Source organism: Bradyrhizobium sp. P5_C11_2 (assembly GCF_054049755.1).
In genome coordinates this window covers 1-24,882 of sequence record NZ_JBFULT010000048.1, presented here as the reverse complement: position 1 = coordinate 24,882, position 24,882 = coordinate 1, and the positions used below count along the sequence as shown (strand labels likewise).

Genomic DNA, 24,882 nt, shown 5'->3' with positions numbered 1-24,882 from the left:
AGATATGGGCCTGCGCACCGGTCCTTCTGAGGGACGATACCCGGGACTACGAGCGTCGATTTCAGGACGCCGAAAGAGCTGTCCCAAAATCGGCGGTGCCGGCCGTTTACGCCTGTTGTCCGGCGTGGCCGCCGACCGGCTCGGCCACCGCGTCGTATGTCGGCACCGCCTTGCCGCCGCCGCGATAGACGACGGAGGCCGCGRTGATGCCGAGCAGCGCCGCGAACATCAGCCAGAAGCCGGGCGAGGCCTTGTCGCCGGTGTGCTCGATCAGCAGGGTCGAGGCGAACGGCGTGAAGGTGCCGAACAGCGCGGCCGCGAGCGCGAAGGCGAGCGAGAAGCAGGTGGTGCGCACATGCGCCGGCACGATCTCGACCAGCGCGCCCAGCATGGTGCCGCTGTAGACGCCGAAATAGAACGAGAACATCATCTCGACGGCGAGCAGCTTGCCGAAGGTCGGCGCCGCCACCAGCCAGTGCAGCGCCGGATAGGCGGTGACGAGCGCCAGGCCGGCGATGGTCAGCAACACCGGCTTGCGGCCGATGCGGTCGGACAGCGCGCCGCCGACCGGATTCCAGAAGAAATTGGTCACCGCCACCAGCAGGGTGACGAGCAGGGCGTCCTGCGTCGACAGCTTCAGCACGCTCTTGCCGAAGGTCGGCGTGTAGACGGTGACGAAATAGAACGTCGTCGTGGTCAGGACCGCGATCATCATGCCGAGGATGACGATGCGCCAGTTGGCGAGCGCGGAGGCGAACACCTCGTCCGCGGTCGGATGCTTCTTCATGGCGAGGAAGGCCGGCGTCTCCTCGAGCGTCCGCCGCAGGAAGAAGATCAGCGGGATGATCATGCAGCCGACAAAGAAGGGGATGCGCCAGCCCCAGGCGGCAACGGTGTCGGCCGGCATCACCTCGGACAGGATGTAGCCGAGGATCGAGGCCACGAAGATCGCGACCTGCTGGCTGGAGGACTGGAACGAGGTGTAGAAGCCGCGATTGCCGGGCGTGGAGATTTCCGCGAGGTAGACCGACACGCCGCCAAGCTCGACGCCGGCGGAGAAGCCCTGCAGCAGGCGGCCGAGCAGCACGATGACCGGCGCGGCGATGCCGATGGTCGCGTAGCTCGGGCAGAACGCGATCACCACGGTGCCGGCGGCCATGATGGCTAGCGTGACGATCAGGCCCTGGCGGCGGCCGATGCGGTCGATATAGGCGCCGAGCACGATCGCCCCGACCGGGCGCATCAACGCGCCGAGCCAGAACACGCCGAAGGTGTTGAGCAGCGACGCGGTCTCGTTGCTGGACGGGAAGAACGCCTTGCCGATGGCGGCGGCATAGAAGCCGAACAGGAAGAAGTCGAACTGCTCGAGGAAATTACCGCTGGTCGCGCGCAGGATCGCGCCGATGCGTGACTTGATCTCGGGCGGATTGGTTGTTGCTGTTGGTCCAGCCATTGGCGTTGCTCCCCTTCAAGACGTGGCCGGACCGGAACTCATATTCGCGGTGCGCGACAAATTGTGCCTGCGACAATCTGTCATACCCCTCTCGCGCGGGGACCCGGGAGTCAACCGATTTTGCGGGCGAAGCTGATGATTTTTCAGGCTTTATTCTGCGTTGCAGCGATCATCCAATCGCGGAACGCGGTGAGCTTCGGCGCCTCGCGGCGGCCCTCCGGCACGACCAGGTAGAAGCCGGCATCGGCCGGCAGCGCGATCTTGAAGGGGACCACGAGCCGGCCCTTGGCGATGTCGTCCTGGACGTAGGAGGTCCGGCCCATCGCCACGCCGATGCCGTCGATCGCGGCCTGGATGGTCATGAAGATCATGTCGAAGGTGATGCCGGGCTGCTTGGCGATATCGGCCGGCAGGCCCGCCGCCGTCAGCCACAGCCGCCAGTCGTCGCTGTTGGCGTTCGATGTGTGCAGCAGCGGATAGCCGCGGAGATCCTCCGGCTGGCGCAGCGGCCTGTCGCCGCGCAGCAGCGAGGGGCTGCACACCGGAAACAACTCGTCCGCCATCAGCCAGTCGGCGCGCAGGCCCGGCCACTGGCCGCGGCCGTAGCGGATCGCGGCATCGACGTTGTCGCGCTGGAAGTCGACCAGGCTGGTCGAGGTGGTGATGCGGACGTCGATGCCGGGGTGCTGCTCCTGGAAATCGGTCAGCCGCGGCAACAGCCATTTTGCCGCGAGCGAGGCCAGCGTCGAGACCGTCAGCACCTTGTCGTCGTCCTTGCGCAGCAGGCGGTCGGTCGCAAGCCTGAGGTCGTTGAACGCGGCGCGGACGCCCGGCAAATAGTCGCGCGCCTCCGGCGTCAGCGCCAGCGCGCGGTTCTGCCGGATGAACAGGCGGATGCCGAGCTCCTCCTCGAGCCTGCGGATCTGATGGCTGATCGCGGTCTGCGTCACGTTCAGCTCGGCCGCGGCCAGCGTAAAGCTGAGATGGCGCGCGGCCGCCTCGAACGCCCGCAACCCGTTCAGGGACGGCAATCTGGCAGTCATTTGGCAGCAATATGCATGAGCTTATTTCATGCGAAGGGGTACAAATTGTCGTTTGTCGAAGCGCGGGGCCAGGCAGATATTAGCATCCAACTTAGCTCCAGGAGCTTACAATGTCTGTTTTGACCCAGAATTCAATGACAAATCATCATGCGCCCGGCGTGCTCTCCCAGATCGGTGAGACCCTCCATGTCTGGCATGAGCGCTACCGGACCCGCCGCGAGCTCGCCAACTGGACCGCCCGCGATCTCCATGACGTCGGCCTGTCCTGGACCGACATTGCCTATGAGGCCGACAAACCCTTCTGGCGGGCCTGATTGGCCGCCAGGCCGGCGCCGCCTGATCACAGGGGCGCCGGCGGTCCCTTTTTCCTCGGGTCATGTGTCATGAGCACTCTCCGTCTGGAAGACCTGAAGCAATATTCGGACACGCTGCGCACCCGGCAGGGTGAGGCGCTCAACGTTCGCTTCGTCGAGCCGCGCGACACCGACGAGCTTCAGCACTATTTCCGTTCGCTCACGACCCGCTCCCGCTACAACCGCTTTTTCGGCGCCATCAGCGAGCTGCCGAAGGGCCTGCTGAGCGAATTCCTCGATGTCGGAGCGCGCGAGCGCTTTACCGTCGTCGCGACCAAGATGGTCGACGGCTTCGAGACCATCGTCGCCGAAGCGCGCTACGCTTTCCATGCCGAGACCTCGACGCTGGAGTTCGGCCTGTCGGTCGACGATCGCTGGCAGGGCCACGGCATCGCCACCGCCCTGATGAAGAATCTCGAATGCCGCGCCGCCGCGCTCGGTGCCGAGCACATGTTCGGCGACACGCTGCGCTCCAACGAGACCATGATCTCGCTCGCGCGCAAATCCGGCTTCGCCTTCGTCAACCATCCGGACGACTGGAAGCTGGTGCGCTTCGACAAGGAGATCAACGTCGCTCCAAAGGACATTCCCTGCGCGAGCTGGCGTCTCGTCGCCCTTTCCCGTCAGGCCGATAGCCCCTCAGCCGCGGCCTGACACCACTGCGAGCCCGGCCTGGTCATCCAGAGCCGGGCATTTTTTTCGTAGCCCGGATGGAGCGCAGCGCAATCCGGGATTCGGGCCGCAATCGCAGGCTTTCCCGGATTTCGCTGCGCTCCATCCGGGCTACGACAAGGCCTATTCTTCCTCGATCCGAATACCCCGCTCGCTTAAAGCCGCGAGCACGGCTTCGATGTCTTCCGGCTCCGTCTTGGTGGAGGGCATCAACTCGTTCAGTTGATGGAACGTGACGTAGCCCGTCTTCTCCGCGAGGAGAGCGGCCTGTCGCACCACCTCAGGCCAATCCATTCCGTCCTCCTGAAAATGGGGTCCTACTATATGGAATGATCTGATGGTCGGGACCGCGTAACCCGGATGGAGCGCAGCGCAATCCGGGATTCGTGCCACGTCGCCGGCTTCCTCGGATCAACTGATTGTCAAACGGACAGTCGCCCTCTAGCTTGACGGAGGGGGCCGCTCGGCGCGCCTATTTATCCTACCCGTGAGACTAAAGAAGCCGCTTGTCATATGCGCGTTGCCATTTTTGCTCTCTCGCTGCTTGGTGTTCTGGCGTGGCCGGAAAAAGTGGAAGCGCTGGATTGCGCACTTCCGCCGAACATTTGGTCCCGGCCGGCCGGCAGTGATGAGATCGCCCGGGAGCAGCAACTTCGCGATCAAGAGGATCGCCTTAGCATCTATCGGCTGGAGCAGGCGCCCATCATATTCCGCGGGCGCGTCGCTTCAGCGCGCTATCTTTCCGATATTCGCAAGACGAATACCCCGAGCAGCCTGCTCGTCTTCGACCACGTTGAAATTCTGAAGGGAGGGTTATTTACGGCTTCCAGGGATCGAAGGGCCTTTGTGATCAGCGAACAGTGGTGCGATGCTAGTTGCATCGGCAAGCCATCACCGAAGACGACATGGCCTACGGGCAAGATGGTTGTCGTCGGGGCGCACCCGAACAATTTCGCTGATTCGTCGAAGGCCGTGGAGTTTCCCGACAAGCGTGTCGTTTATCGGGGACGAATCGACGCCACGTTGGGTATGTGTGACGGTGGCCCACTGAGCGATCGGGCGGTGGAGATATTGAATGATCCCACCGAAATGGCTCGCCTGAAGCGAGAGAGCCGCTGAAGGAGCGGCCGCCTCAGGGTGACGGACAAAGATTTTCGAGTGCGTCTACTTCCCCGTGAACACCGCTTTCCGCTTCTCGATGAACGCCTGCACGGCCTCCTTGTGATCGGCGGTCGTGGTCAGGCGGATCAGCCGCTCGGCCTCGTGGTCGCGCGCGGTTTCGAAGTCGAACTGGATGGCTTCGTCGAGATTGTCCTTCATGTAGCGCAGCGCCAGGCGCGGGCCTTCGGCGAGGGACTTTGCCAGCGCAAAGGCCTCGGCCTGCAATTTGTCGTTGGGCACGACGCGGTTGACCAGGCCGATCGCCTCGCAGCGCGCGGCATCGACGCGATCTCCGGTGAACATCAGCTCGCGCGCCCTTGCGGTGCCGACCAGCCGGGTCAACAGCCAGGCGATGCCGTAATCGCCGCTGAGCGCGATGCGAGCGTAGCCGGTGGCGACGAAGGCCGATTGTGCGGCGATGCGGATGTCGCAGGCCATGGCGATGGCGAGCCCAGCGCCGACCGCGGGGCCGGGCAGGGCGGCGATGGTCGGCTTGCGCACCGACACCAGCGCGCCGGTGAGCAGCCGCTGCCGTTCCTGGAGATCGGCGACCTTGTCGTCAAACGACATATCGAGCTTGGCTTTGTCGCGATGCGCGCCCATGCCCTTGACGTTGCCGCCGGCACAGAACGCTTCGCCCGCGCCGGTGAGCAGCAGCGCGCCGACATTCGGATCCTCGCCGCAGGTGCGGATCATCGTCCGCAGCGCCGGCGTCAAGGTGTCCGACAGCGAGTTGCGCGCCTCCGGCCGGTTCAGCGTGATCACCGCGACACGGTCGCGGATGACGCAGAGCAGCTCATTGGTGCCGGTGTCGATGGTGGTGTCCGTGGTCATGATTCCCGCCCTTGTAGGGTGGGCAAAGCGAAGCGTGCCCACCATTTGTTTTCTCGTCATTGATGGTGGGCACGGCGCCAACGCGCCTTTGCCCACCCTACGGCAGCTTGTCTCAAAACTTCTCCACCCAGGGCCGCAGCTCCAGCTCCCAGCTCCAGGCGCTGCGCGGTTGCTGCAACACGTTCCAATAACTCGCCGCGATCGCGTCGGGATCGAGCATGGAATCCGGCTTGTCGGCTGCTTCCGTGCGCGCCGCGCTGCGGATGCCGCCGTCGATCACGAAATGCGCGATGTGGATGCCCTGCGGCGAGAGTTCGCGCGCCAGGCTCTGCGCCAGGCCGCGCAGGGCGAACTTGCCCATCGCGAACGAAGCCGACTGCGCATAGCCCTTGACGCTGGCCGAGGCGCCGGTGAACAGGATCGCGCCGTGCTTGTCCGGCAGCATACGCTTTGCCGCCTGCTGCGCCACCAGGAAGCCGCCAAAGGCGCTGACCGCGATCGCCTGCGCGACGTCGGCCGGGACCAGGTCGACGAACGGCCCGCGCGTGCGGCCGCTGGCGTTGTAGACGACGAGGTCGGGCGTGCCGATCTCGCGCTCGACGAGGCCGAACAGGCGTTCGACCTCGTCAGGGTCGGTGGCGTTGCAGGCATAGGCCTTTGCGCCCGTCTCGCTGCAGAGCGCGCCGAGCTTCTCGATCTTGCGCGCGGCCAGCGCCACGCGAATGCCTTGGGCTGACAGCAGCCGCGCCAGCGAGGCACTCAGTCCCTCACCGGCTCCGACGATGAGCGCGATCTTGTATTTCGGGTGTTCCATGGCGTGATTCCCAGGAGATAAGGAGCCGCTGATCTATGCATGGGCCGCGCGAACGACCAGTCGGGTAGCGGCCCAGTTGATCACAATTCCGCAGAGCGAATTGCTCCCTCACGGCGATCATGCCGCCCTGACAATTTGCGGCTTTATCCATATCCTCGACTGGAGCATGATCGACATCATCCAAAGCGGCAAGCGCTAAAGCGGCGCAAAATGACCGCAGGGCGCGGAAACGAAGAGGACGATCATGCGACAGCCGGCCCCAGCGCAGCCAAAAAATGTCGCGGCCGAGCCATCCGGCCTGCTGGCGCCCGATACGTCAGGCATGAATTTCTACCGCGCCGATCCGGCGTTGACGGATCTGTTGCGCATTCATCTGCCGGACACGCTGTTCCGCCACATCGAGCCGCATCTCGACCGGCTTGGCGAGCTTGCGGGCGGCACGCTCGACGAATGCGCGCGGCTCGCCGACCGGCACACGCCGGTGCTGCACCAGCGCGACAAGTTCGGCCGCGACGTGCAGTGGATCGAATACCACCCGGCCTATCGCGAGCTGGAGAAGGCGGCGTTCGGCGAGTTCGGCATCCATGCGCTCTCGATCCGCAAGGGCATCATGGGCTGGCCGGACAAATATCCCGTCGTGGCCAAGCACGCCTTCACCTTCCTGTTCAACCAGACCGAATTCGGCATGGGCTGCCCGATCAACGTCACCGACGGCTGCGCCAAGTTGCTTTCGAGTTTCGGCAGCGAGGCGCTGAAGGCAAAATATCTCGATGGTCTCACCCAGACCGGCATGAGCAAGCTGACGCAAGGCGGCCAGTTCATGACCGAGAAGGAGGGCGGCTCCGACGTCGGCACGCTGACCACGCGCGCGGTGCAGGAGGGCGACCATTGGCGCCTCACTGGTGAAAAATGGTTCTGCTCGAATGCGGATGCGAAAGTCGTGATGCTGCTGGCGCGCCCCGAAGGCGCCGGCCCCGGCACGCGCGGCGTCGGCCTGTTCCTGATGCCGCGCTTCCTCGACGACGGCTCGCAGAACCACTACCGGATCGTGCGGCTGAAGGACAAGCTCGGCACCCGTTCGATGGCCTCGGGCGAGATCAAGCTCGAAGGCGCGATTGCGTACGCGGTCGGCAAGCTCGACCGCGGCTTTGTGCAGATGGCCGAGATGGTGAATTCGTCGCGGCTGTCCAACGGCGTCAAGTCCGCCGCGCTGATGCGCCGCGCCTATCACGACGCCATGACGGTCGCGAAGAACCGCGTGGTGTTCGGCAACCGCATCATCGACCTGCCGCTCGGCCGGCGGCAGATGCTGAAGATCATGCTGCCGGTCGAGCAGGCGCTGTCGATGAGCTTCCTCACCGCCGACGCGCTCGACCGCGCCGAGGCCGGCAGCCAGGATGCGGCGGCACTGCTGCGCATTCTGACCCCGACCCTGAAATTCCGGGCCACGCGCGATGCGCGAAAAGTCTGCGGCGATGCGCTCGAGATGCGCGGCGGCATCGGCTATATCGAGGAATTCGCCACCGCGCGGCTGCTGCGCGATGCGCATCTCGGCTCGGTCTGGGAAGGCACCGGCAACATCGTCGCGATCGATGCGCTGAGGCGCGCCGTCGGCCGCCATGGCGCCGAAGCCGCGCTCGCCGCCGATCTGCATGCCCGGCTCGATGACAGTGCCTCGGTCCCGCAGGCCTGGCGCGACCGCCTGCGCGGCCTCACCGATCGGGCGATCGGCTTCGCGCGCGAAGTCGCGGGCAAGGCCGACAACGAAGCCGATGCGCGCCGCGCCACGAGCCTGCTCTATCATGTCGCAAGCGCCGTCGCGCTCGCCTGGGAATCGCATCGCATCCACGCCATGCGCGGCGATGCGCGCCGGCTGCTGCTCTCGCGCCTCGTGATCGACCATCGCGTGTCGCCGAGCGATCCGTTCCGGCTGACGGAAAATGCCGTCCAAGCGAAGATCGCCGCGCTGCTGCTCGGCGATCGCGATGCAGCCATGAGCGAGGTTGGCGAACTGGTTCTGGCAGCGTAGGCTGCACGCCACGCTCAAACCAAAAAAAGCGATAGGGAGTGCTCGATGAAGGCCGCCGTCCTCTATGAAGTCAACAAACCGCTGGTCATCGAGGATGTCAGCCTGCCGAAGCCGGGCCCGCGCGAGGTTTTGATCCGCACATCGGTCGCCGGCCTCTGCCACTCCGACCTGCACTTCATGGAAGGCCTCTATCCGCATCCGCTGCCCGCGGTGCTCGGGCATGAATCCGCCGGCGTGGTCGAGCAGGTCGGCTCCGACGTCACCTACGTGAAGCCGGGCGACCACGTCGTCACCTGCCTGTCGGTGTTCTGCGGCACCTGCGACAACTGCACCACCGGCCGTACCGTGCTCTGCACCGATACCACGGTGAAGCTGCTGCCGGGCGTCTCCGACCGCATGCAATGGTCGCGCTCCGAGAAGCTGCACCAGTTTCTCAATCTTTCGTCGTTCGCCGAGCAGATGCTGGTGCACGAGAACGCCATCGTCAAAATCCGGAAGGAGATGCCGCTCGATCTCGCCGCGCTGATCGGCTGCGGCGTCATCACCGGCTATGGCGCGGTGGTGAACACGGCGAAGGTGACGGCCGGCGAGACCGTGGCCGTGATCGGCTGTGGCGGCGTCGGCATGGCCGCGATCAACGGCGCGCAGATCGCGGGCGCCGGCCGCATCATCGCCATCGACACCAATCCCGCAAAACTCCAGCTCGCGACCAAGCTGGGCGCGACCGACATCATCAACCCCGCCGACGGCGACGTGGTGAAGCAGGTCCGCGACCTCACCAATGGCGGCGTGCATCATTCCTTCGAGGTGCTCGGCCGCAAGGAGACCGCGGAACAGGCCTTCGGCATGCTCGCTTCCGGCGGCACCGCCACCATCGTCGGCATGATCCCGTTCGGCCAGAAGATCGAGCTGCACGGTTTCGACTTTTTGCGCGAGCGCCGGATCCAGGGTTCGTCGATGGGCTCCAACCATTTCCGCGTCGACATGCCGAGGCTGGTCGATTTCTACCTGCGCGGCCGGCTGCACCTGGAAGACTGGATCTCGGCGAAGCTGAAGCTGTCCGAGATCAACGAAGGCTTTGCCAACATGAAAGCCGGCAAGACGCTGCGYAGCGTGATCGTGTTCGATAGTTAGTCAGCTCGTCATGCGCGGGCTTGACCCGCGCATCCATCTTCTCGAGCGATGGATTGCCGGGTCAAGCCCGGCAATGACGACTTAGCGCGACACGTGCGCCGACACCGCGAGCCACTTGCCGTTCTTCTTCGCCCAGCAATCGGTATAACGGCCTGAGGCCTGCTGACCGTCTCCCGTGGTGTAGCTTGTCGCCGCGTGGATGATGGCGAAGTCGCCCATGAGGCGGATGATGACGTCGTGCTCCCGCAAGTTCCGGATCGCGATCGGCCGTGCCGTCTGCGCCAGGAAGGCAGCACGGTCGACCAACGTCTTGTCGGGATTGGAGCAATAGAACTCCGGCGCCAGGATCTCGTCGAAACGCCTGACGTCGCAGTTCTGCACGGAGGCGACATAGTCGCGGTTGAGTGCGGCGAGCTCTTCCATGTCCTGGCTCATGGCGTTTTTCTCCCTTGTTGCTCCTCATGGTGAGCAGGCGCGTCAGCGCCGTCTCGGACCATGAAGGCCCGGACTTGGCGTCCGGACTTGGCGCGCGGCCATCCTTCGAGACGACCGCTGCGCGGTCTGCCCAGGATGAGGTCTGACTAATCATCAAACAAAGGCGGCGGTGTGAAGCCGCCGAACTCGCGCTCGATCAGCTCGGCGAGCTTGAGCGGGGTGCGGTCCTCGAGGAACGGGCCGACGATCTGCACACCGACCGGCAGGCCTGCCCCGGATAGCCCGAGCGGAATGGCCGTGGAAGGCAGGCCGGGAAGCGTCGCAATGCCGGGCCAGGCGAGCTGGTCGGAATAGGGGTAGTCCTTGCCGTCGATGCTGATACGTCGCAGGCGCTGTTCCGGCGAATGATCATGCGGAAAGGCTGGCGTCGGCATGATCGGGCAGATCACCGCGTCGAAGTGCTTGAACAGCGCGCGCCATCGCGCCCGCAGGACGGCGCGGGCGCCGGCGTCGAGCACCCAGGCGCGGTGGCTTGCAGTAATGCCGCGCAGTCGCTCCGCGCCGAGGCTCCGGTCATCCGGCGACAGTTGGCTCGCTCGGGCTTGCGAATCCGCCAGCTCGTCGGGCAGGAAGAACGCGCCGAGGAAGCCCAGCAGCATGCGCATGTAAAGCCGCGACGTCTCCGCGAAGTCCGGAAGCAGCGCGCTCTCGCGCGCAACCGTCACGCCGGCCTTCGTGAGGTCGGTGGCGAGCTTGTCGATCGCGCCGCGCACGTCCCGGTCAGTCGGCAGCAGCGGATGGCTCTCGATCACCAGGACACGAAAATCGCGCAGCGACTGATGCCGCGCGACAGGCAAATCGAGTTTGTAGGCGACGCCGGCATCGAGCGGATCCGGTCCGGCCATGACGTCGAGCAGCAAGGAAAGATCCGCTGCCGTGCGCGCCATCGGACCGATGACGGCGAGGTCGCCTTCGCGCGGAATGGCCGGAAACGGCGGCGGGGTTTCGCCGCGCGCCGCGCAGAGATTGAGGGTCGGCTTGTGAGCGAAGATGCCACAGTGAAATGCCGGCACGCGCAGGGAGCCGCCGATGTCGGAGCCGGTGGCGAGCGCGCAATAGCCCGCGGCAAGGGCGGCCGACGATCCCCCGGATGATCCACCCGGTGTGCGGCCGAGATCATAGGGGTTGTTCGTGGTGCCGTAGATGTCGTTGTAGCTCTGCCAGTCGGCAAGACCCACCGGCACATTGGTCTTGCCGAGGATCACRCCGCCGGCCTGTTTGATGCGTGCGACCGCCAGCGCATCCTCCGCCGGCTTGAAATCCTTCTGCGGCACGAATCCCCAAGTCGTAGGCAGGCCGACGATGTTGAAAGATTCCTTGATCATCGAGGGCAAGCCGAGCAGCGGCCTGCTCTCGCCGCGAGCAAGTGCCGCGTCGGCAGCGCGCGCCGCATCGAGCGCGCGATCGAAATCCCGCACGCAGATCGCATTGACCTTGCCGTCGTGCCGTTCGATGCGGTCGATCGCGTCTTGCGCGAGCTCGACCGCGGAGACCTTCTTCGCGGTCAGTGCCGCCGACAGCTCGACCGCGCTCTTGAAACTCCATTCGGATTTGGCCACGGCGCTTCTCCCGCTCTGGTTGTTGGATGATGATGCGCAGTTTGGCCGAACGCTGCAACCGCCGTTTGATGGCGATTGCTATGTGGGTGGGTCCGAGCGAAAAGGAGGACAATGGGCGCGATAGGGGCGCCACGAATTCCACTGTCGTCCCGGCGAAGGCCGGGACCCATACCGCGTGATCCATCGAGAGTGCGCGGTGCGAGTTGCTGTCGCACGAAGTAACTGAGGATCTTCGCCAAATTACTTCCCGTGGTTATGGGTCCCGGCCTTCGCCGGGACGACAGCAGAGGTATGGAGGGCGAGGCTACGCCGCCCCGATCAATATCCCCACCGCCAGCACGATGGCGCCGCCGAGCACGATCTGGAAAACCGCCTGGAGGAACGGCGTGTCCATGTAGCGCGAGCGGATGAAGGCGATCGCCCACAATTCGAAGAACACGACGACGCCGGCGATCGCGGTTGCGATCCAGAACGCGTTGGGCCAGCTGTCGGGCACCAGATAGGGCGCGGTGTGACCGAGCCCGCCGAGCGTTGTCATCAGGCCGCAGGTGAGACCACGCAGCCAGGGCGAACCGCGGCCGGTGAGCGAGCCGTCGTCGGACAGCGCTTCGGCGAATCCCATGCTGATGCCGGYGCCGATCGAGGCGGCGAGGCCGACCAGGAACGCTTGCCAGTTCTGATGCGTGGCGAAGGCGGCCGCGAACAGCGGCGCCAAAGTCGAGACCGATCCGTCCATCAGGCCGGCGAGGCCCGGCTGCACATATTGCAGCACGAACATGCGGCGGTTGGTGCGGTCTTCCTCGGCGCGCACGTCGGAGCTCAGGATCTGGTCCGTCAGCTTCGCGGCGGTCTCTTCGTGGCCTTTCTCGGCTTCGGCGAGATCGCCGAGCAAACGGCGCACCCCGACATCCTGCGCCTGTTCGGCGGCCTTCACGTAGAAGCGCTCGGCCTGCATTTCCATGGTCTCGACCTCCCTGCGGATGGTGTCGAGCGGCAGGTTCTTGGTGAGCCAGACCGGGCGGCGGCGCAGGAAGCCCTTGACGTCCTCGCGGCGGATTGGGGGCAGATGTGGACCGAAGCGCTGCTCGTACAATTCCAGCAGCATGTGGCGATGTCCGCGCTCTTCCTCGGCCATCTGCTCGAAGATCTTGGCTGAGTCGGGATAACGCTCCTTCAGGTCCTCGGCGAAGGACATGTAGATGCGGCTGTCCTCCTCCTCCGAGGAAATCGCGACCGCCAGCACCTCGCGCTCGGTCAGATCGGCAAAATTCTTCACGACGGCCCTTGTCTATAATTTAGAATGGTTCTAAATTATATAGAGCGCTGGGGTTCCCGGGTCAAATCAGCCGGTGCTGGCCTTGGCGAGGAAGTCGAGCAGCAACCGGCTGACCTCGGCCGGCTGTTCCTGCTGCACCCAATGGCCGGCGCCGTCGACGAGATGGCAGCCGATCATGTTGGTGCAGGCGCTGGCCTGCATGGCTTCGAGCACGCCGGGGCGCTGATAGATGCCCCAGTCCTGCCTGCCGGCGATGAAGCAGGAGGGCACGTCGATGGTCCGGCCGCTGAACAGCTGAAGCTCGGCGTTGAAATCGCCCGAGGTGCCGCAGCGATACCATTGCAGGCCGCCCTGGAATCCGGTGCGGCCATATTCGGCGCTGTAATAGGCGAGCTCGTCGTCGGGCAGCCATTGATTGGCGGCGATGGCGGCCGGCGACGGCATCTCCTTCGCCACCGTCTCCGCCATCGTCTCGCCAGCGTCCATCACATAGTAAGTCGGCAATTTTGCCAGCTCGCGCGCCGACCATGATTCAAGCGGAGTGGGCTTGTTGTCGGCCCAATCCGCGCTCTTGTGATGGTAGTAGGCGCGCAGGAAATCATGCACGCCCTGCGGCGCGCGCTGCATGTCGGCATTGGCCGGGCGCGTCGAGTAGTACCATTGGTAGTGCTTTCGCGGGCGCGGCAGGGCCGCGAGTCCGCGATGCACGGGATCGACGTCCTGCGGCTTCGCCGCCGCGTCCGCGGTGTCGAAGGGCAGGCGCGGCGCTCCGCCGAACGGCGCGCTCATCATCACCACCGAGCGGAACACATCCGGCCGCATCAGCGCGCACCAGGCTGCGACCGGGCTGCCGAAATCGTGTCCGACCACGTCGACCTGCCGGTAGCCGAACGCCGACACCAGCCCGAGCGCATCGCGGACCAGGTTGAAGAATCGGAACGGCGCGAGATCGCCATCGTAATCCGCGCTCCATCCCGTGGTCCGGCCGTAGCCGCGCTGGTCCGGTGCGATCACGTGATAGCCGGCGGCGGCCAGCACCGGCATTACCTTGCGCCAGGAGAAGGCGAGCTCCGGAAAGCCGTGCAGCAACAGGATGCAGGGCCGGCCCTTGGTCTCGAAGCCGGCCTCAAGCACATGCATGCGCAAGCCGTTGATGCCATCGACATAGCGCGAGCGAATTCCGGCGGGCAGGGGGATGTCGGGGAGCGTTGTCATCGTTTTCTCCACTCGGGTGGAATCGTAGGGTGGGCAAAGGCGCGCGCTTCGCGCGCCGTGCCCACCATTCTTTAACGCGTCTGGCATGGTGGGCACGCTTCGCTTTGCCCACCCTACGATTGCGGCGCGCTACACCGCCGCGCAGACGAACCCGCTGCCCTTGCGTTTGATCTTCCCCACCGACGGTGACGGGAAATGCGCCGTGCAGCACAGCGTGTCGGTGTCGCAATAGCGCTCGAGGAAGCTGCGGCGCGTGGAGGCCGCCTGCGCCGGGTCGGTGTCGAACTTCACCGACATCTCCGGATAGAGCGTCTGGATCGGCGAATGCATGAGATCGCCGGAGAACACGGCGTCATCCTTGCCGCGGCCGAAAGTGAAGGCGACGTGGCCGGGGGTGTGGCCCGGCGTCGGCAGGATGCGGACGTGATCGCCGATCTGGTGATCATTGCCGACGATCTCGTGACGCTTCGCTTCAACCACCGGCAAGACGCTGTCCACGAAGGGCGGCACCGCCGCCTTCGCGTTCTGAGCCGACCAATGGTCGAACTCCTGCTTGGCGAAGACGTAGCGCGCCTTGGGGAAGGTCGGCACCCAGCGGCCGTTCTCCAGCCGCGTATTCCAGCCGACGTGATCGACATGCAGATGCGTGCACATCACGAAGTCGATGTCGTCAACGGAGAAGCCGGCGCCGGCCAGCCCGCGCAGATAGGTGTCGTCGGTCTTCATGTTCCACTTCGGCCGCGGCCGCGGCTTGTCATTGCCGATGCAGCTGTCGACCAGGATGGTATGGTGCGGCGTCTTGATCACATAGGATTGGAAGCACAGGATCAGGACATCCTGCTCGTCCAGCGCCTTCGCCTGGCGCATCCAGGCGCGGTTCTCGGCCAGCACCTCCGGCGTCAGGCCGGGCAAGAGCTCCAGCGCCGGCAGGAAGGTTGTCTCCTGCTCGATGACGCGATGGATGGTGAGATCGCCGACCGAGAACTTCAGACTCATGACAACACTCCGCGCGTTACGCCGCCGGCGGCACCGAGATTTTCACCGAGGGCCGCTCCAGCATCTTCTGGTGGAAGGCGTCGAGCTTCGGATAGGCCTTGCGCCAGCCGCAATCGGCGAAGCGGAAGTCGGCATAGCCGAGCACGCAGACGAGGCCGATCTGCGAGATGTCGAACGGCCCGTCCAGCACATCCGGCATGTTCTCGAAGCGCGCCATGCCGGTCCAGGCCCGGTTCCAGTGGTCGTCCGACCACGCCTGCCATTGCAGGCCCTGCGGCCGCACCATCTTCTCGTAGCGGCACAGCAGCATGGAATCGAGCATGCCGTTGATCAGCGAGTGGTTGGTCTTGGCCTTCCAGCGCTGCGGACCGTAATCCGGGATCAGGCTGCCGCCTGCCAGTTCGTTGAGATATTCGACGATGACGTAGGAATCCAGGATCACGTCGCCGTCATTGGTGATCAGCACCGGCAGCTTCTTCAGCGGCGTGATGCGCGAATAGTCCTCATTGGCCGTGCCCGGCGCGACGGTTGCGGGCGTCAGCTCGATCTTGTCGATCAGCCCGAGCTCGATCGCGGCGATGCGCACCTTGCGGGCGAAGGGCGAGGCGGCGGAGAAGGAGAGTTTCATTGCTGGGTCCTTGCTGTCATTCCGGGGCGATGCGAAGCATCGAACCCGGAATCTCGAGATTCCGGGTCTGGCGCTCACGCGCCATCCCGGAATGACAAAGGGTGCGGTTGCGGCTTACGCCGCGATGATCTCCTGGCGCTGCTCGCCGAGGCCTTCGATGCCGAGGGTGACGACGTCGCCGACATTGAGGAAGGTCGGCGGCTTCATGCCGAGGCCGACGCCGGGCGGCGTGCCCGTGGTGATGATGTCGCCCGGCAGCAGCGTCATGAACTGCGAGACATAGGAGATGCACTTCGCCATCGAGAAGATCATGGTCTTGGTCGAGCCGGTCTGGCGGCGCTGGCCGTTGACGTCGAGCCACATCGACAGGTTCTGCACGTCCTTGATCTCGTCCTTGGTCGCGAGCCAGGGCCCGACCGGGCCAAAGGTGTCGTGCGACTTGCCCTTGGTCCACTGACCCAGGCGCTCGGTCTGGAAGTTGCGCTCGGAGACGTCGTTGCAGACGCAATAGCCGGCGACGTAGTTCAGGGCGTCAGCTTCCGAGATGTATTTGGCGCGGGTGCCGATGATCGCGGCGATCTCGACCTCCCAGTCGAGCTTGGTCGAGCCGCGCGGCTTCTCGACCGCGTCGTTCGGGCCGGACAGCGAGGTGTTCGCCTTCATGAAGATGATCGGCTCGGTCGGGATCGCGGCGCCCGTTTCCTTGGCGTGGTCGCTGTAGTTGAGGCCGATGGCGACGAATTTCGAGATGCCGGTGACGGGCGCGCCGAACCGCGGCTTGCCGGAGACGGCCGGCAGGGAGGCGGGGTCGAGGGCCGCCAGCTTCTTCAGCGAGTCAGGCGAATAGGCCTCGCCGGTCAGGTCCTTCACATGCGCCGACAGGTCGCGCAACTGGCCGGATTTGTCGATCAGGCCGGGCTTTTCCGCACCCTTTTCGCCGTAACGAACAAGCTTCATTCTCGTTTCTCCCTGGAGATGGACCGATCGGTTGAATAGCTTCATGGAACAGGGCGGCGGGAAATTCAACCGCTCAAACAGGGGCGCATTGCAGCCCTTCCTTCGTAGGGTGGGTTAGCCCTCGGATGCGCGACGCGCAGTCCAAAGGCGTAACCCACCTCTTTTGCTTCCGCGAGGCAGACGATGGTGGATTACGCTTCGCTCATTCACCCTACGATTGCAACGCCACAAACCTGAACGCATCCCCATCCCGCCTGATATGCCCGGCGGAAAAATGGCCGCCGATCACCAGTGTCGGCGTGTCGGCAAAGCGGGCGAACAATTCGCGCCGCGTCGCGGCCGATTGCGCCTGGTCGGAATCCACCGTCGAGGACCAGTCGAGATGCGYCATCTGGCAGGGGTGATGGGCAACGTCGCCGGTGAGCAGCGCCTGTTCGCCGTCCGACTGGATCAGGACGCTGATATGGCCAGGGCTGTGGCCCGGGGTCGGGATCAAGCTGATCTCCTCGCACAGCCGGTGGTCGCTGGGGATCAGGTCGGCGCGGCCGGCATCGACGACCGGCTTCACGGAATCGTCGAACACGGCCTGCTTGTCCGGCTCGGTCGAATGGTCGCGCCAGTGCTCGTATTCGGTCCTGCCGAACACATAGCGCGCGTTGGGGAAGGTCGGCACCCATTGGCCGTCGACGAGCCTGGTATTCCAGCCGACATGGTCGACATGGAGATGCGTGCACAGCACGGTGTCGACGCTGTCGGGGGCAAAACCCGCGGCCGTCATCATCTCAGGGAACGGCGTGGTGCGGTTATTCCAGATCGGGATGTTGCGGCCCTGCTTGTCGTTGCCCAGCCCGGTGTCGACCACGATGCGCCGGCCAGGGGGCTTCACCAGCAGCGAATGGATCGACATTTTCAGCCGGCCTTCCCTGGTCGCAAAATGCGGGATCAGCCAGGGCAGCTTCTGAATCGCGTCGTTGCTCGCCTGCGGCAGGATGAAGCGGGTCGAGCCGACCGTCTCCAATTCCACGACCCTGGTGATCTCGACCCTGCCGATCGTCCACCGCATGCGGCGTATCCCATGTTCTTGCTTTGCGCCTCGCGGTCATTCCGGGGCGATGCGCAAGCATCGAACCCGGAATCTCGAGATCGTTGTGTGAGATTCCGGGTTCGCGACTACGTCGCGCCCCGGAATGACGAGAGAGGACGCTTTGGCGCCGAAACATGCGGGTTTCCGCCATCCAGCGCAATGGATCATCTGGCGCGATGCGGCGTTATCGCGGGAACCCAAAACACTCCGAGAGACACTCTAAAAGACACGCCGAAAGGGAAGCCATGCCAGAGCTCGCAATTTCCGCCGAGAAGGTGGCCTTCATCATCGAGAAGGCGCGCGAATTCGACGTCAAGGAGGCGGATGTCGATCCGGACTCCGGCTCGAACCCGACCGATGACGATGCGGTCGATGTGTTGGAGGATGATGGCTCCGACCCGGTCGCCAACGAGCTGGGAAGCTTCATCATCGCCCTGAACGAGGACGAGCAGCTCGACCTCGTCGCGCTGACCTGGCTCGGACGCGGCGACGGCACGATCGATGATTGGGACGATTTGCGCGCCCGCGCCGTGGAGGCGCGGGCCGAGTATCGCAGCGCCCGCCGGGAAACGGTGCACTATCTGCTCGGAGAGCCGATGCTGGGCGATCTGCTGGCAGACGGGCTCGCGGCGTTCGGCATCGACTGGACCGACGAGCGGCTCACCGCCGATTCCTCCGATCCCAGCGAGCGGGATGAGGATGAGCCGACGAAGCAGCGGTGAGGGGCTTACCTCGCCCCGCTTGCGGGGAGAGGTCGCGAAGCGCCGGGTGAGGGGGAGTCTCCGCGAGTCCGATTGCCACTGTCTTTGCCGAAACGGCCCCTCACCCCGACCCTGTCCCCGTAAGAACGGGGCGAGGGAGTGCATCTGCGATCGTGGCTACAGCGTGCCCGGGAAGGCGCCGCCGTCGAGCAGGATGTTCTGTCCCGTGATGAAGCCGGCCTTGGCGCCGCACAGGAAAGCGCAGGCATAGCCGAACTCGTCGGGCTGGCCGAAGCGGCCGGCGGGGTTGAGCTTGGCGCGCTCGGCCAGGATCTGCTCGGGCGTTGTGCCGCGCTTGTCGGCCTCGGCCTTGGCGGTGCCGGTCAGACGGTCGGTCTCGAACGGGCCCGGCAGCAGGCCGTTGATGGTGACGTTGTTGATCACGGTCTTGCGCGACAGGCCGGCGATGAAGCCGGTGAGGCCGGCGCGCGCGCCGTTGGAGAGGCCGAGGATGTCGATCGGCGCCTTCACCGCGGCCGAGGTGATGTTGACGATGCGGCCGAACTTGCGCGCCATCATGCCGTCGACGGTCGCCTTGATCAGCTCGATCGGGGTCAGCATGTTGGCGTCGATCGCCTTGATCCAGTCGTCGCGGGTCCAGTTGCGGAAATCGCCGGGCGGCGGGCCGCCGGCATTGTTGATCAGGATGTCCGGCTCGGGGCAGGCCTTCAGCACGGCCTCGCGGCCCGCCGGCGTCGTGATGTCACCGACGATCTCGGTCACCGTCACGCCCGGATAGGCCTTCCGGATCTCGTCGGCCGTCTTCTTCAGGGCCTCGGCGCCGCGCGCGGTCAAGGTGACATGAACGCCTGCATCTGCAAGCGAGATGGCGCAGGCGCGGCCGAGGCCCTTGCTGGATGCGCAGACGATGGCGCGGCGACCTTTGATCCCAAGATCCACTGTTTCACTCCCGTAATGTCAGGCAGGTTTTAAGACGGCGCCACTCTAGCCAATCGTGGTGGCGCTGATAAGGGACGGGCTCGCATCAAAATGCATGCGCGCTTGCGCTGCGATGCAAATGCGCCTGATCAGATGCGCCGCTCCTGCTTGATGCGGTCGATCGCGGACGCGGCCTCCGGCGGCAGCGACTTGAAGCCCATCTGGCCGACCGCCGAGAACAGCGGCCGCAGATGTGAGCCGGCAAGGAAAGGCGGCTGGCGGTTCGTCGGCACGATCTGGTCGAACACCAGCACCAGCGTGGTGGCGACGAGGCCGACCCTGATGGCGCCGAGCGCGGCGCCGCCGAGGCGGTCACCGATGCCGGCCTCGCCGATGGTGTCGTTCAGCGCGACGCGGCCGATATGTCCGAACAACATGCCGACGACCACGAAGATGCCGAAGAACCAGATCCAGTTCTGCAGCAGCGGCGCGTTCGGATTGGCTGCGAGCTGCGGCGCAATCAGCGGCATCAGCGCGATCGCGATCGGCGCGGCGATGAGATAGGCGAGGATGGTCATGGCGCTGCGGAGCAGGCCGGTCCGGAAACCGAACCCGACCGCGACCGCGAGCGCCGCATAGACCGCGAGATCGAAACTGTTCATTGCGAGAGCCCTGCCATGGAACGAATGAACGCCCGACCGATCATTCCGGTTTCAGACCGCTAAAATCGTCTGTATTGATGGGCTCCAAAAGCGCGGGAACACGTCCAGGGAAAGCGTCATGTCAGACCTATTCGACGTCAGTAAAGAAACCATCCTCGTCACCGGCGCGAGCCAGGGGCTGGGGCGGCAATTTGCCCGGGTTTTGGCGGCGCATGGCGCAGCGGTCGCGCTCGCGGCACGGCAAACGGACAAATTGAAGAATCTGGAACTGGAAATCCGCGGCAGGGGCGGGCGCGCCGCCGCGGTCGCGCTCGACGTCACCGACACCGCCTCGATCGCCAAGGCCGTCGACGCCGCGGAAGCCGCGCTCGGTCCGATCACGGTGCTGATCAACAATGCCGGCATCGCCGTCGAAAAGCTCGCGACCGAGCAGACCGAGGCGGACTGGGACGCGGTGATCGGCGCCAATCTCAAGGGCGCCTATTTCCTGGCGACCGAGATCGCCCGCCGCATGATCGCGCGCAAGCAGGACGGCAACATCGTCAACATCGCTTCCGTGCTCGGCACCGGCGTGTTGAAGGCGGTGTCGCCTTACGCGATCTCCAAGGCCGGCATCATCCAGGCGACCAAGGCGATGGCGCTGGAACTCGCGGGGCAGAACATCCGCATCAACGCGCTGGCGCCCGGCTATATCGACACCGAGATGAACCACGCGTTCTGGTCGACGCCAGCAGGCGAGCGATTGGCAAAACGCATCCCCCAGCGCCGCGTCGGCGCCGAGTCCGATCTCGACGGCGCCATCCTGCTGCTGGCCTCAAAGGCGTCGCGGTACATGACGGGGAGCGTGGTGACGGTGGATGGCGGGTTCTTGTTGAACTAACCACCGCCGTCGTAGTCGGAAAGCGAACTTTCCCCCCAACGTCGTCCCGGCGAAGGCCGGGACCCATAACCACAGGATCGCGTTTGGCGAAGACTCGTGGTTGCCAGCCTCGTACCACAACTTCTCCCTGTGGTTATGGGTCCCGGCCTTCGCCGGGACGACCCCGTTGAGGGACCGGCGCCTAACTCGCCCGCATCTCCGCACCTATCATATCCGCCGCCTTCTCCCCGATCATGATGGTCGGCGCATTGGTGTTGCCGCCGATCAGCGTCGGCATGATCGAGGCGTCGACGACGCGCAGGCGGTCCATGCCGTGCACCTTCAACGCCGGATCGACCACGGCCATCGCGTCCGTGCCCATCTTGCAGGTGCCGACGGGGTGATAGACGGTGTCGACGCGATCACGCAGGATGGCGCGGATGTCGTCGTCCGTTCTCACATCGGACGTGAACATGTCCTTCTTCTGCAACGCCCGCAGCGCCGGCGTCTCCATCAGCCGTCGCGTGGTCTTGAAACCCGCGACCATCGTCTCGAGATCCTCCGCCTCGCCCAAGAAGTTCGGATCGATCATGGGGGCAGCGAGCGGATCGGCGCTCTTCAGCCAGACGCTGCCGCGGCTCTTCGGTCGCAACAGGCAGACATGGCATGAGAAGCCCGCTTCCTTATGCTTCTTGCGGCCGTGGTCGTCGAGCATCGCGATGACGAAGTGGAGCTGGATGTCGGGCACGTCGAGGTGGGCCTGCGTCTTCAGGAAGCCGCCACACTCGGCGAAATTGGTGGTCATCAGGCCGCGCCGCTCGCGGCGGTAGCGCTGGATGGCGCGCAGCAGGGATGGCAGCCGGCCGAGCGATGAATGAACGAAGTGCGGATAGTCGGAAGCGTAGACGAACACGAAGTCCGGATGGTCCTGCAGATTGCGCCCGACGCCGGGCAAATGATGCACGACGCCGATGCCGTGCGCGGCAAGCGCATCGCCGTCGCCGACGCCCGACAGCATCAGCAACTGCGGTGACTGGAAGGCGCCGGAGGCGAGGATCACCTCGCGGCGGGCGCGCAGCTGCTTCTTCTGCTTGCCCTGCACATATTCGATGCCGACCGCGCGCTTGCCCTCGAACAAAATGCGCGTGGCATGCGCGCCCGTCTCGACGCGCAGGTTCGCCCGCTTGCCCATGTGGGGATCCACATAGGCGCGCGCCGCGCTCCAGCGCTCGCCATTGTGCTGCGTCACCTGGTAGCTGCCGAGCCCTTCATGGTCCTCTTCATTGAAGTCCTCGCGAATGCGGAACTGCGCCTCGCGCGCGGCCTGGTGGAAGACGTCATGGATCGGATTGTCCGAGCGCAGTCTGTTGACATGCAGCGGGCCGCCCTTGCCATGATACGCGCCGTCGAAATCGGTGTTGTTCTCCGAGCGCTTGAAGTAGGGCAGCACGTCGGTGTACGACCAGCCGGCATTGCCGAGCGAGGCCCAGTGGTCGTAGTCGGCGCGATGGCCGCGGATATAGACCATGGCGTTGATCGCCGAGGAGCCGCCGAGGCCCTTGCCGCGCGGCTGATAGCCGATACGGCCGTTCAATCCCTTCTGCGGCACGGTATCGAAAGCCCAGTTGGCCGCGCTGTAAGGCAAAGCGAGTCCGAATGGCGTGGTGATCCGCCAATTGTCGTTCCGTCCACCCGCATCGAGCAGCGCCACCGATGTCGCCGCATCCTCCGACAGCCGGCCCGCGACGGTGCAGCCGCCAGAGCCCGCGCCCACGACGACGAAGTCGAATGTGTCCGTCAATGTTGTTTTCCCCCGTTATTGTCATTCCGGGGCGCGCGCAGCGCGAACCCGGAATCTCGAGGCTCCCGGTTCGCTTCGCGCCCCGGAACGACCACCCCTACGACATGAACCGCATCAGCTTCTCGAGCCGCGCGATCTTGCCGCCATAGGGCGGATAGAGGTCGGCGAGGCGGTTGAATTTCGAGCGGTAGAACACCGGCTTCAGCTTGCTGAACGTGCGAAAGCCCCATTCGCCGTGATAGGCGCCGGTGCCGGATGCGCCGACGCCGCCCATCGGCTGGTTGATTTGCGTGAAGTGGAACAGGCAGTCGTTGACGGTGACGCCGCCGGAGACGGTGCGCGACAGCACCTCGTCGCGCGCGGTTCGGTCCTTGCCGAACCAGTACAGCGCCAGCGGCCGGTCGCGGGCGTTGACGAAGGCGATCGCGTCAGCCGGATCGCGATAGCCCAGCACCGGCAGCACGGGGCCGAAGATCTCCTCCTGCATCACCGCCATGGCTTCGGTCGCGCCGACGATCAGCGTCGGCGGGAATTTGCGGTGCGCCTTCCAGTTCGGGTCGTCGGGCCTTGCCGGTTGCAGGATCTTTGCGCCGCGCTCTGCGGCGTCCGCGACGAGACCTTCGAGCCGCGCGTAGTGCCGGTCGGAGATCACCGAGGTGTAGTCCTTGTTGGCGGGATCGGTGCCGAACATGCGCCGCATCTGCGCGCGCACCTTCTCGGCGAAGGCCTGCAACGAGCGCTCCGGCACCAGCACATAATCCGGCGCGATGCAGGTCTGCCCGGCATTGAGCAGCTTGCCGTAGGCGATGCGCTCGGCCGCCTCTTCGAGATCGGCGGAGGCGTCGATGATCGCCGGCGACTTGCCGCCGAGCTCGAGCGTCACCGGCGTCAAATTGCGCCCCGCCGCCTCCGCGACCAGCCGGCCGACCCGGGTCGAGCCGGTGAACACCAGATGATCGAACGGCAGGCTCGCGAAAGCCTTTGCGATCTCGTCCTCGACGCCGGTGACCAGCAGTTCGCTGGCATCGAACCTCTCGGCGATGGCCTGCTTCAGCAACGCCGAGAAGTGCGGCACGAGTTCGCTCGGCTTGATGATGATGCGGTTGCCGGCGGCGATGGYGCCGATCGCGGGCGCGAGCGTGAGCTGGAGCGGATAATTCCAGGGCGCGATGATGCCGACGACGCCGAGCGGCTGCGGCATCAGCCGGTTGCGCGCGGGCAGGAATTGCAGCGCGGTCGCCACCCGCTGCGGCGCCATCCAGCTCTTCAGATGTTTGCTGGCGTGCCGGATCTCGGAGAACAGCAGCATGGTCTCGGCGATGGTGGTCTCGACCGCCGAGCGGTGGCCGAAATCGGCCGAGATCGCCTGCCGGAAGCGCTCCTCATTGTCGGCGACGATGGCGCGCAGGCGCGCCAGCCGGTCGAGCCGCTCGGCGAGAGTCGGCGCCGGCTCGGCCCGCGACCGCGCGACCATGGCACGAAAGGAATCCTCCAGGGCCAGCTGCGCGGCGCTCGCCGGGGATCGATCCAAGGGGCGGTCCAAGGCGCGGTCCAGGAATCGGTCCGAGAAGCGGTCCAGGCCGTTCTCCCCTGACATGGCATTTCCCTTCGCTTTGTTGCCGCAAGCTGGCCCTTTGCGGAACTTCTGGCAAGAGCGCGCCAAACCGGCCGGAATTCGGTCCATCGCCCTGTCATAAAGTCGAAAAAAACGTCCCCGCAGCCCTTTCCAAAGGCAGCCCGGGTTGGTACATACCGCCCGCACCCAACGGGCTTTGCCCCGGGGTTGCCTTCCAAGGAAGCCTTTGGGACGGACGAGCAAGCCACGCGAACAGCGCCGGCCTTACCTCATCGTCCCCGGCATTTTCACGAAGGCGCGCAACGGTTTAACGCGGGGTGGAGCAGCCCGGTAGCTCGTCAGGCTCATAACCTGAAGGTCATAGGTTCAAATCCTATCCCCGCAACCAAGATTTGATAGCATTATCAAACGATCAGCCCGCCTCTGGCGGGCTTTTCGTTGCATTGCAGGCTGTTCCCAGGCCTTGCCACCCAAAGCACAGTCTTTTCATATGGTTACAGCGTTTTCTACAAACGCATACTGTCCGCTACAATTTCTTCTTAGGCGCATGATGGGCACCATGGGCAAACTAGTGAACATCCCGAGGGACAACCGCTAGTCGCGTGTACCATAGGCGTTCGCCGAATCGGTCGGGGGAATAG

Annotated in this window: 24 protein-coding genes and 1 tRNA gene; 8 read left to right on the top strand and 17 right to left on the bottom strand. The window is 65.0% G+C overall.

The genetic code is table 11. From position 1 onward, the window contains the following. Window positions 1-106: 106 nt before the first annotated feature. Both tcuC and ACXJL8_RS07905 read right to left on the bottom strand, forming a co-directional pair. A complete protein-coding gene (gene tcuC, locus ACXJL8_RS07910; RefSeq protein ID WP_456684833.1) occupies window positions 107-1,453 on the bottom strand; it encodes a tricarballylate/proton symporter TcuC in 1,347 nt (448 codons plus the stop codon). Between the two features lie 143 nt (window positions 1,454-1,596). Then, complete coding sequence (locus ACXJL8_RS07905) at window positions 1,597-2,496, bottom strand: transcriptional regulator GcvA (RefSeq protein WP_456623529.1); 900 nt, start codon at window positions 2,494-2,496, stop codon at window positions 1,597-1,599. 110 nt (window positions 2,497-2,606) lie between these two features. Here ACXJL8_RS07905 and ACXJL8_RS07900 point away from each other — a divergent pair, with 110 nt between their 5' ends. Then, entirely contained in the window at window positions 2,607-2,810 is a 204-nt protein-coding gene (locus ACXJL8_RS07900) for a DUF1127 domain-containing protein (protein WP_456623528.1), read from the top strand. Window positions 2,811-2,879: 69 nt separating this feature from the next. Further along, window positions 2,880-3,503: an N-acetyltransferase family protein gene (locus ACXJL8_RS07895; protein WP_456623527.1), complete on the top strand. Its 624-nt coding sequence runs from the start codon at window positions 2,880-2,882 to the stop codon at window positions 3,501-3,503. A 141-nt stretch (window positions 3,504-3,644) separates the two neighbouring features. On the opposite strand, the gene ACXJL8_RS07890 is transcribed toward ACXJL8_RS07895, so the two are convergent. After that, entirely contained in the window at window positions 3,645-3,815 is a 171-nt protein-coding gene (locus ACXJL8_RS07890) for an RNA polymerase sigma factor region1.1 domain-containing protein (RefSeq protein ID WP_456623526.1), read from the bottom strand. A 219-nt stretch (window positions 3,816-4,034) separates the two neighbouring features. Here ACXJL8_RS07890 and ACXJL8_RS07885 point away from each other — a divergent pair, with 219 nt between their 5' ends. After that, entirely contained in the window at window positions 4,035-4,640 is a 606-nt protein-coding gene (locus ACXJL8_RS07885; protein ID WP_456684832.1) for a hypothetical protein, read from the top strand. A 45-nt stretch (window positions 4,641-4,685) separates the two neighbouring features. Here the strand turns inward: ACXJL8_RS07885 and ACXJL8_RS07880 are convergent, their stop codons facing one another. Both ACXJL8_RS07880 and ACXJL8_RS07875 read right to left on the bottom strand, forming a co-directional pair. Then, window positions 4,686-5,516 (bottom strand): enoyl-CoA hydratase, encoded by an 831-nt coding sequence (locus ACXJL8_RS07880; RefSeq protein WP_456623524.1) that lies wholly within the window; start codon window positions 5,514-5,516, stop codon window positions 4,686-4,688. Between the two features lie 112 nt (window positions 5,517-5,628). Next, window positions 5,629-6,330: an SDR family NAD(P)-dependent oxidoreductase gene (locus ACXJL8_RS07875; protein WP_456623523.1), complete on the bottom strand. Its 702-nt coding sequence runs from the start codon at window positions 6,328-6,330 to the stop codon at window positions 5,629-5,631. A 244-nt stretch (window positions 6,331-6,574) separates the two neighbouring features. Between ACXJL8_RS07875 and ACXJL8_RS07870 the strand changes: the two genes are divergently transcribed. Beyond that, a complete protein-coding gene (locus ACXJL8_RS07870) occupies window positions 6,575-8,359 on the top strand; it encodes an acyl-CoA dehydrogenase family protein (protein ID WP_456623522.1) in 1,785 nt (594 codons plus the stop codon). Window positions 8,360-8,404: 45 nt separating this feature from the next. Continuing rightward, window positions 8,405-9,493: a Zn-dependent alcohol dehydrogenase gene (locus ACXJL8_RS07865; protein WP_135175574.1), complete on the top strand. Its 1,089-nt coding sequence runs from the start codon at window positions 8,405-8,407 to the stop codon at window positions 9,491-9,493. Window positions 9,494-9,574: 81 nt separating this feature from the next. Here ACXJL8_RS07865 and ACXJL8_RS07860 read toward each other — a convergent pair whose 3' ends face one another. The 8 genes from ACXJL8_RS07860 to ACXJL8_RS07825 form a co-directional block, all read right to left on the bottom strand. Next, window positions 9,575-9,928, bottom strand: coding sequence for a nuclear transport factor 2 family protein (locus tag ACXJL8_RS07860; protein WP_456623521.1), 354 nt, complete (start codon window positions 9,926-9,928; stop codon window positions 9,575-9,577). 146 nt (window positions 9,929-10,074) lie between these two features. Further along, on the bottom strand, window positions 10,075-11,547 hold the full coding sequence (locus ACXJL8_RS07855; RefSeq protein ID WP_456623520.1) for an amidase: 1,473 nt from the start codon (window positions 11,545-11,547) through the stop codon (window positions 10,075-10,077). A gap of 304 nt (window positions 11,548-11,851) precedes the next feature. Next, entirely contained in the window at window positions 11,852-12,823 is a 972-nt protein-coding gene (gene mbfA, locus ACXJL8_RS07850) for an iron exporter MbfA (protein ID WP_456684831.1), read from the bottom strand. Window positions 12,824-12,889: 66 nt separating this feature from the next. Beyond that, window positions 12,890-14,038, bottom strand: a complete 1,149-nt coding sequence (locus ACXJL8_RS07845; protein WP_456623518.1) for an alpha/beta hydrolase — start codon at window positions 14,036-14,038, stop codon at window positions 12,890-12,892. A gap of 129 nt (window positions 14,039-14,167) precedes the next feature. Further along, window positions 14,168-15,034 (bottom strand): MBL fold metallo-hydrolase, encoded by an 867-nt coding sequence (locus ACXJL8_RS07840; RefSeq protein WP_456623517.1) that lies wholly within the window; start codon window positions 15,032-15,034, stop codon window positions 14,168-14,170. A gap of 16 nt (window positions 15,035-15,050) precedes the next feature. Beyond that, entirely contained in the window at window positions 15,051-15,662 is a 612-nt protein-coding gene (locus ACXJL8_RS07835) for a glutathione S-transferase family protein (RefSeq protein ID WP_456623516.1), read from the bottom strand. Between the two features lie 114 nt (window positions 15,663-15,776). Continuing rightward, entirely contained in the window at window positions 15,777-16,619 is an 843-nt protein-coding gene (locus tag ACXJL8_RS07830; protein WP_456623515.1) for a fumarylacetoacetate hydrolase family protein, read from the bottom strand. 211 nt (window positions 16,620-16,830) lie between these two features. Next, window positions 16,831-17,682, bottom strand: a complete 852-nt coding sequence (locus tag ACXJL8_RS07825) for an MBL fold metallo-hydrolase (protein WP_456684830.1) — start codon at window positions 17,680-17,682, stop codon at window positions 16,831-16,833. Between the two features lie 266 nt (window positions 17,683-17,948). Here ACXJL8_RS07825 and ACXJL8_RS07820 point away from each other — a divergent pair, with 266 nt between their 5' ends. Then, entirely contained in the window at window positions 17,949-18,425 is a 477-nt protein-coding gene (locus ACXJL8_RS07820) for a DUF3775 domain-containing protein (protein WP_456623513.1), read from the top strand. Window positions 18,426-18,581: 156 nt separating this feature from the next. Here the strand turns inward: ACXJL8_RS07820 and ACXJL8_RS07815 are convergent, their stop codons facing one another. Together ACXJL8_RS07815 and ACXJL8_RS07810 are read right to left on the bottom strand one after the other, a co-directional pair. After that, window positions 18,582-19,364: an SDR family oxidoreductase gene (locus tag ACXJL8_RS07815; protein WP_456623512.1), complete on the bottom strand. Its 783-nt coding sequence runs from the start codon at window positions 19,362-19,364 to the stop codon at window positions 18,582-18,584. Window positions 19,365-19,492: 128 nt separating this feature from the next. Beyond that, on the bottom strand, window positions 19,493-20,005 hold the full coding sequence (locus ACXJL8_RS07810; protein ID WP_456623511.1) for a CvpA family protein: 513 nt from the start codon (window positions 20,003-20,005) through the stop codon (window positions 19,493-19,495). A gap of 118 nt (window positions 20,006-20,123) precedes the next feature. Between ACXJL8_RS07810 and ACXJL8_RS07805 the strand changes: the two genes are divergently transcribed. Continuing rightward, window positions 20,124-20,885, top strand: a complete 762-nt coding sequence (locus ACXJL8_RS07805; protein WP_456623510.1) for an SDR family oxidoreductase — start codon at window positions 20,124-20,126, stop codon at window positions 20,883-20,885. Window positions 20,886-21,066: 181 nt separating this feature from the next. On the opposite strand, the gene ACXJL8_RS07800 is transcribed toward ACXJL8_RS07805, so the two are convergent. Together ACXJL8_RS07800 and ACXJL8_RS07795 are read right to left on the bottom strand one after the other, a co-directional pair. Then, on the bottom strand, window positions 21,067-22,665 hold the full coding sequence (locus ACXJL8_RS07800) for a GMC family oxidoreductase (RefSeq protein ID WP_456623509.1): 1,599 nt from the start codon (window positions 22,663-22,665) through the stop codon (window positions 21,067-21,069). A 97-nt stretch (window positions 22,666-22,762) separates the two neighbouring features. After that, entirely contained in the window at window positions 22,763-24,196 is a 1,434-nt protein-coding gene (locus ACXJL8_RS07795) for a coniferyl aldehyde dehydrogenase (protein ID WP_456684829.1), read from the bottom strand. A gap of 356 nt (window positions 24,197-24,552) precedes the next feature. Between ACXJL8_RS07795 and ACXJL8_RS07790 the strand changes: the two genes are divergently transcribed. Continuing rightward, window positions 24,553-24,629, top strand: a tRNA-Met gene (locus ACXJL8_RS07790). Window positions 24,630-24,882 lie beyond the last annotated feature (253 nt).

Coding starts and splice junctions, on each gene's coding strand:
- ACXJL8_RS07905 (WP_456623529.1), bottom strand. CDS start 2,496: ATGACTGCCAGATTGCCGTCCCTGAACGGGTTGCGGGCGTTCGAGGCG.
- ACXJL8_RS07880 (WP_456623524.1), bottom strand. CDS start 5,516: ATGACCACGGACACCACCATCGACACCGGCACCAATGAGCTGCTCTGC.
- ACXJL8_RS07805 (WP_456623510.1), top strand. CDS start 20,124: ATGTCAGACCTATTCGACGTCAGTAAAGAAACCATCCTCGTCACCGGC.
- ACXJL8_RS07845 (WP_456623518.1), bottom strand. CDS start 14,038: ATGACAACGCTCCCCGACATCCCCCTGCCCGCCGGAATTCGCTCGCGC.
- ACXJL8_RS07875 (WP_456623523.1), bottom strand. CDS start 6,330: ATGGAACACCCGAAATACAAGATCGCGCTCATCGTCGGAGCCGGTGAG.
- ACXJL8_RS07895 (WP_456623527.1), top strand. CDS start 2,880: ATGAGCACTCTCCGTCTGGAAGACCTGAAGCAATATTCGGACACGCTG.
- ACXJL8_RS07885 (WP_456684832.1), top strand. CDS start 4,035: ATGCGCGTTGCCATTTTTGCTCTCTCGCTGCTTGGTGTTCTGGCGTGG.
- ACXJL8_RS07900 (WP_456623528.1), top strand. CDS start 2,607: ATGTCTGTTTTGACCCAGAATTCAATGACAAATCATCATGCGCCCGGC.
- ACXJL8_RS07840 (WP_456623517.1), bottom strand. CDS start 15,034: ATGAGTCTGAAGTTCTCGGTCGGCGATCTCACCATCCATCGCGTCATC.
- ACXJL8_RS07870 (WP_456623522.1), top strand. CDS start 6,575: ATGCGACAGCCGGCCCCAGCGCAGCCAAAAAATGTCGCGGCCGAGCCA.
- ACXJL8_RS07835 (WP_456623516.1), bottom strand. CDS start 15,662: ATGAAACTCTCCTTCTCCGCCGCCTCGCCCTTCGCCCGCAAGGTGCGC.
- ACXJL8_RS07810 (WP_456623511.1), bottom strand. CDS start 20,005: ATGAACAGTTTCGATCTCGCGGTCTATGCGGCGCTCGCGGTCGCGGTC.
- ACXJL8_RS07860 (WP_456623521.1), bottom strand. CDS start 9,928: ATGAGCCAGGACATGGAAGAGCTCGCCGCACTCAACCGCGACTATGTC.
- ACXJL8_RS07830 (WP_456623515.1), bottom strand. CDS start 16,619: ATGAAGCTTGTTCGTTACGGCGAAAAGGGTGCGGAAAAGCCCGGCCTG.
- ACXJL8_RS07820 (WP_456623513.1), top strand. CDS start 17,949: ATGCCAGAGCTCGCAATTTCCGCCGAGAAGGTGGCCTTCATCATCGAG.
- ACXJL8_RS07890 (WP_456623526.1), bottom strand. CDS start 3,815: ATGGATTGGCCTGAGGTGGTGCGACAGGCCGCTCTCCTCGCGGAGAAG.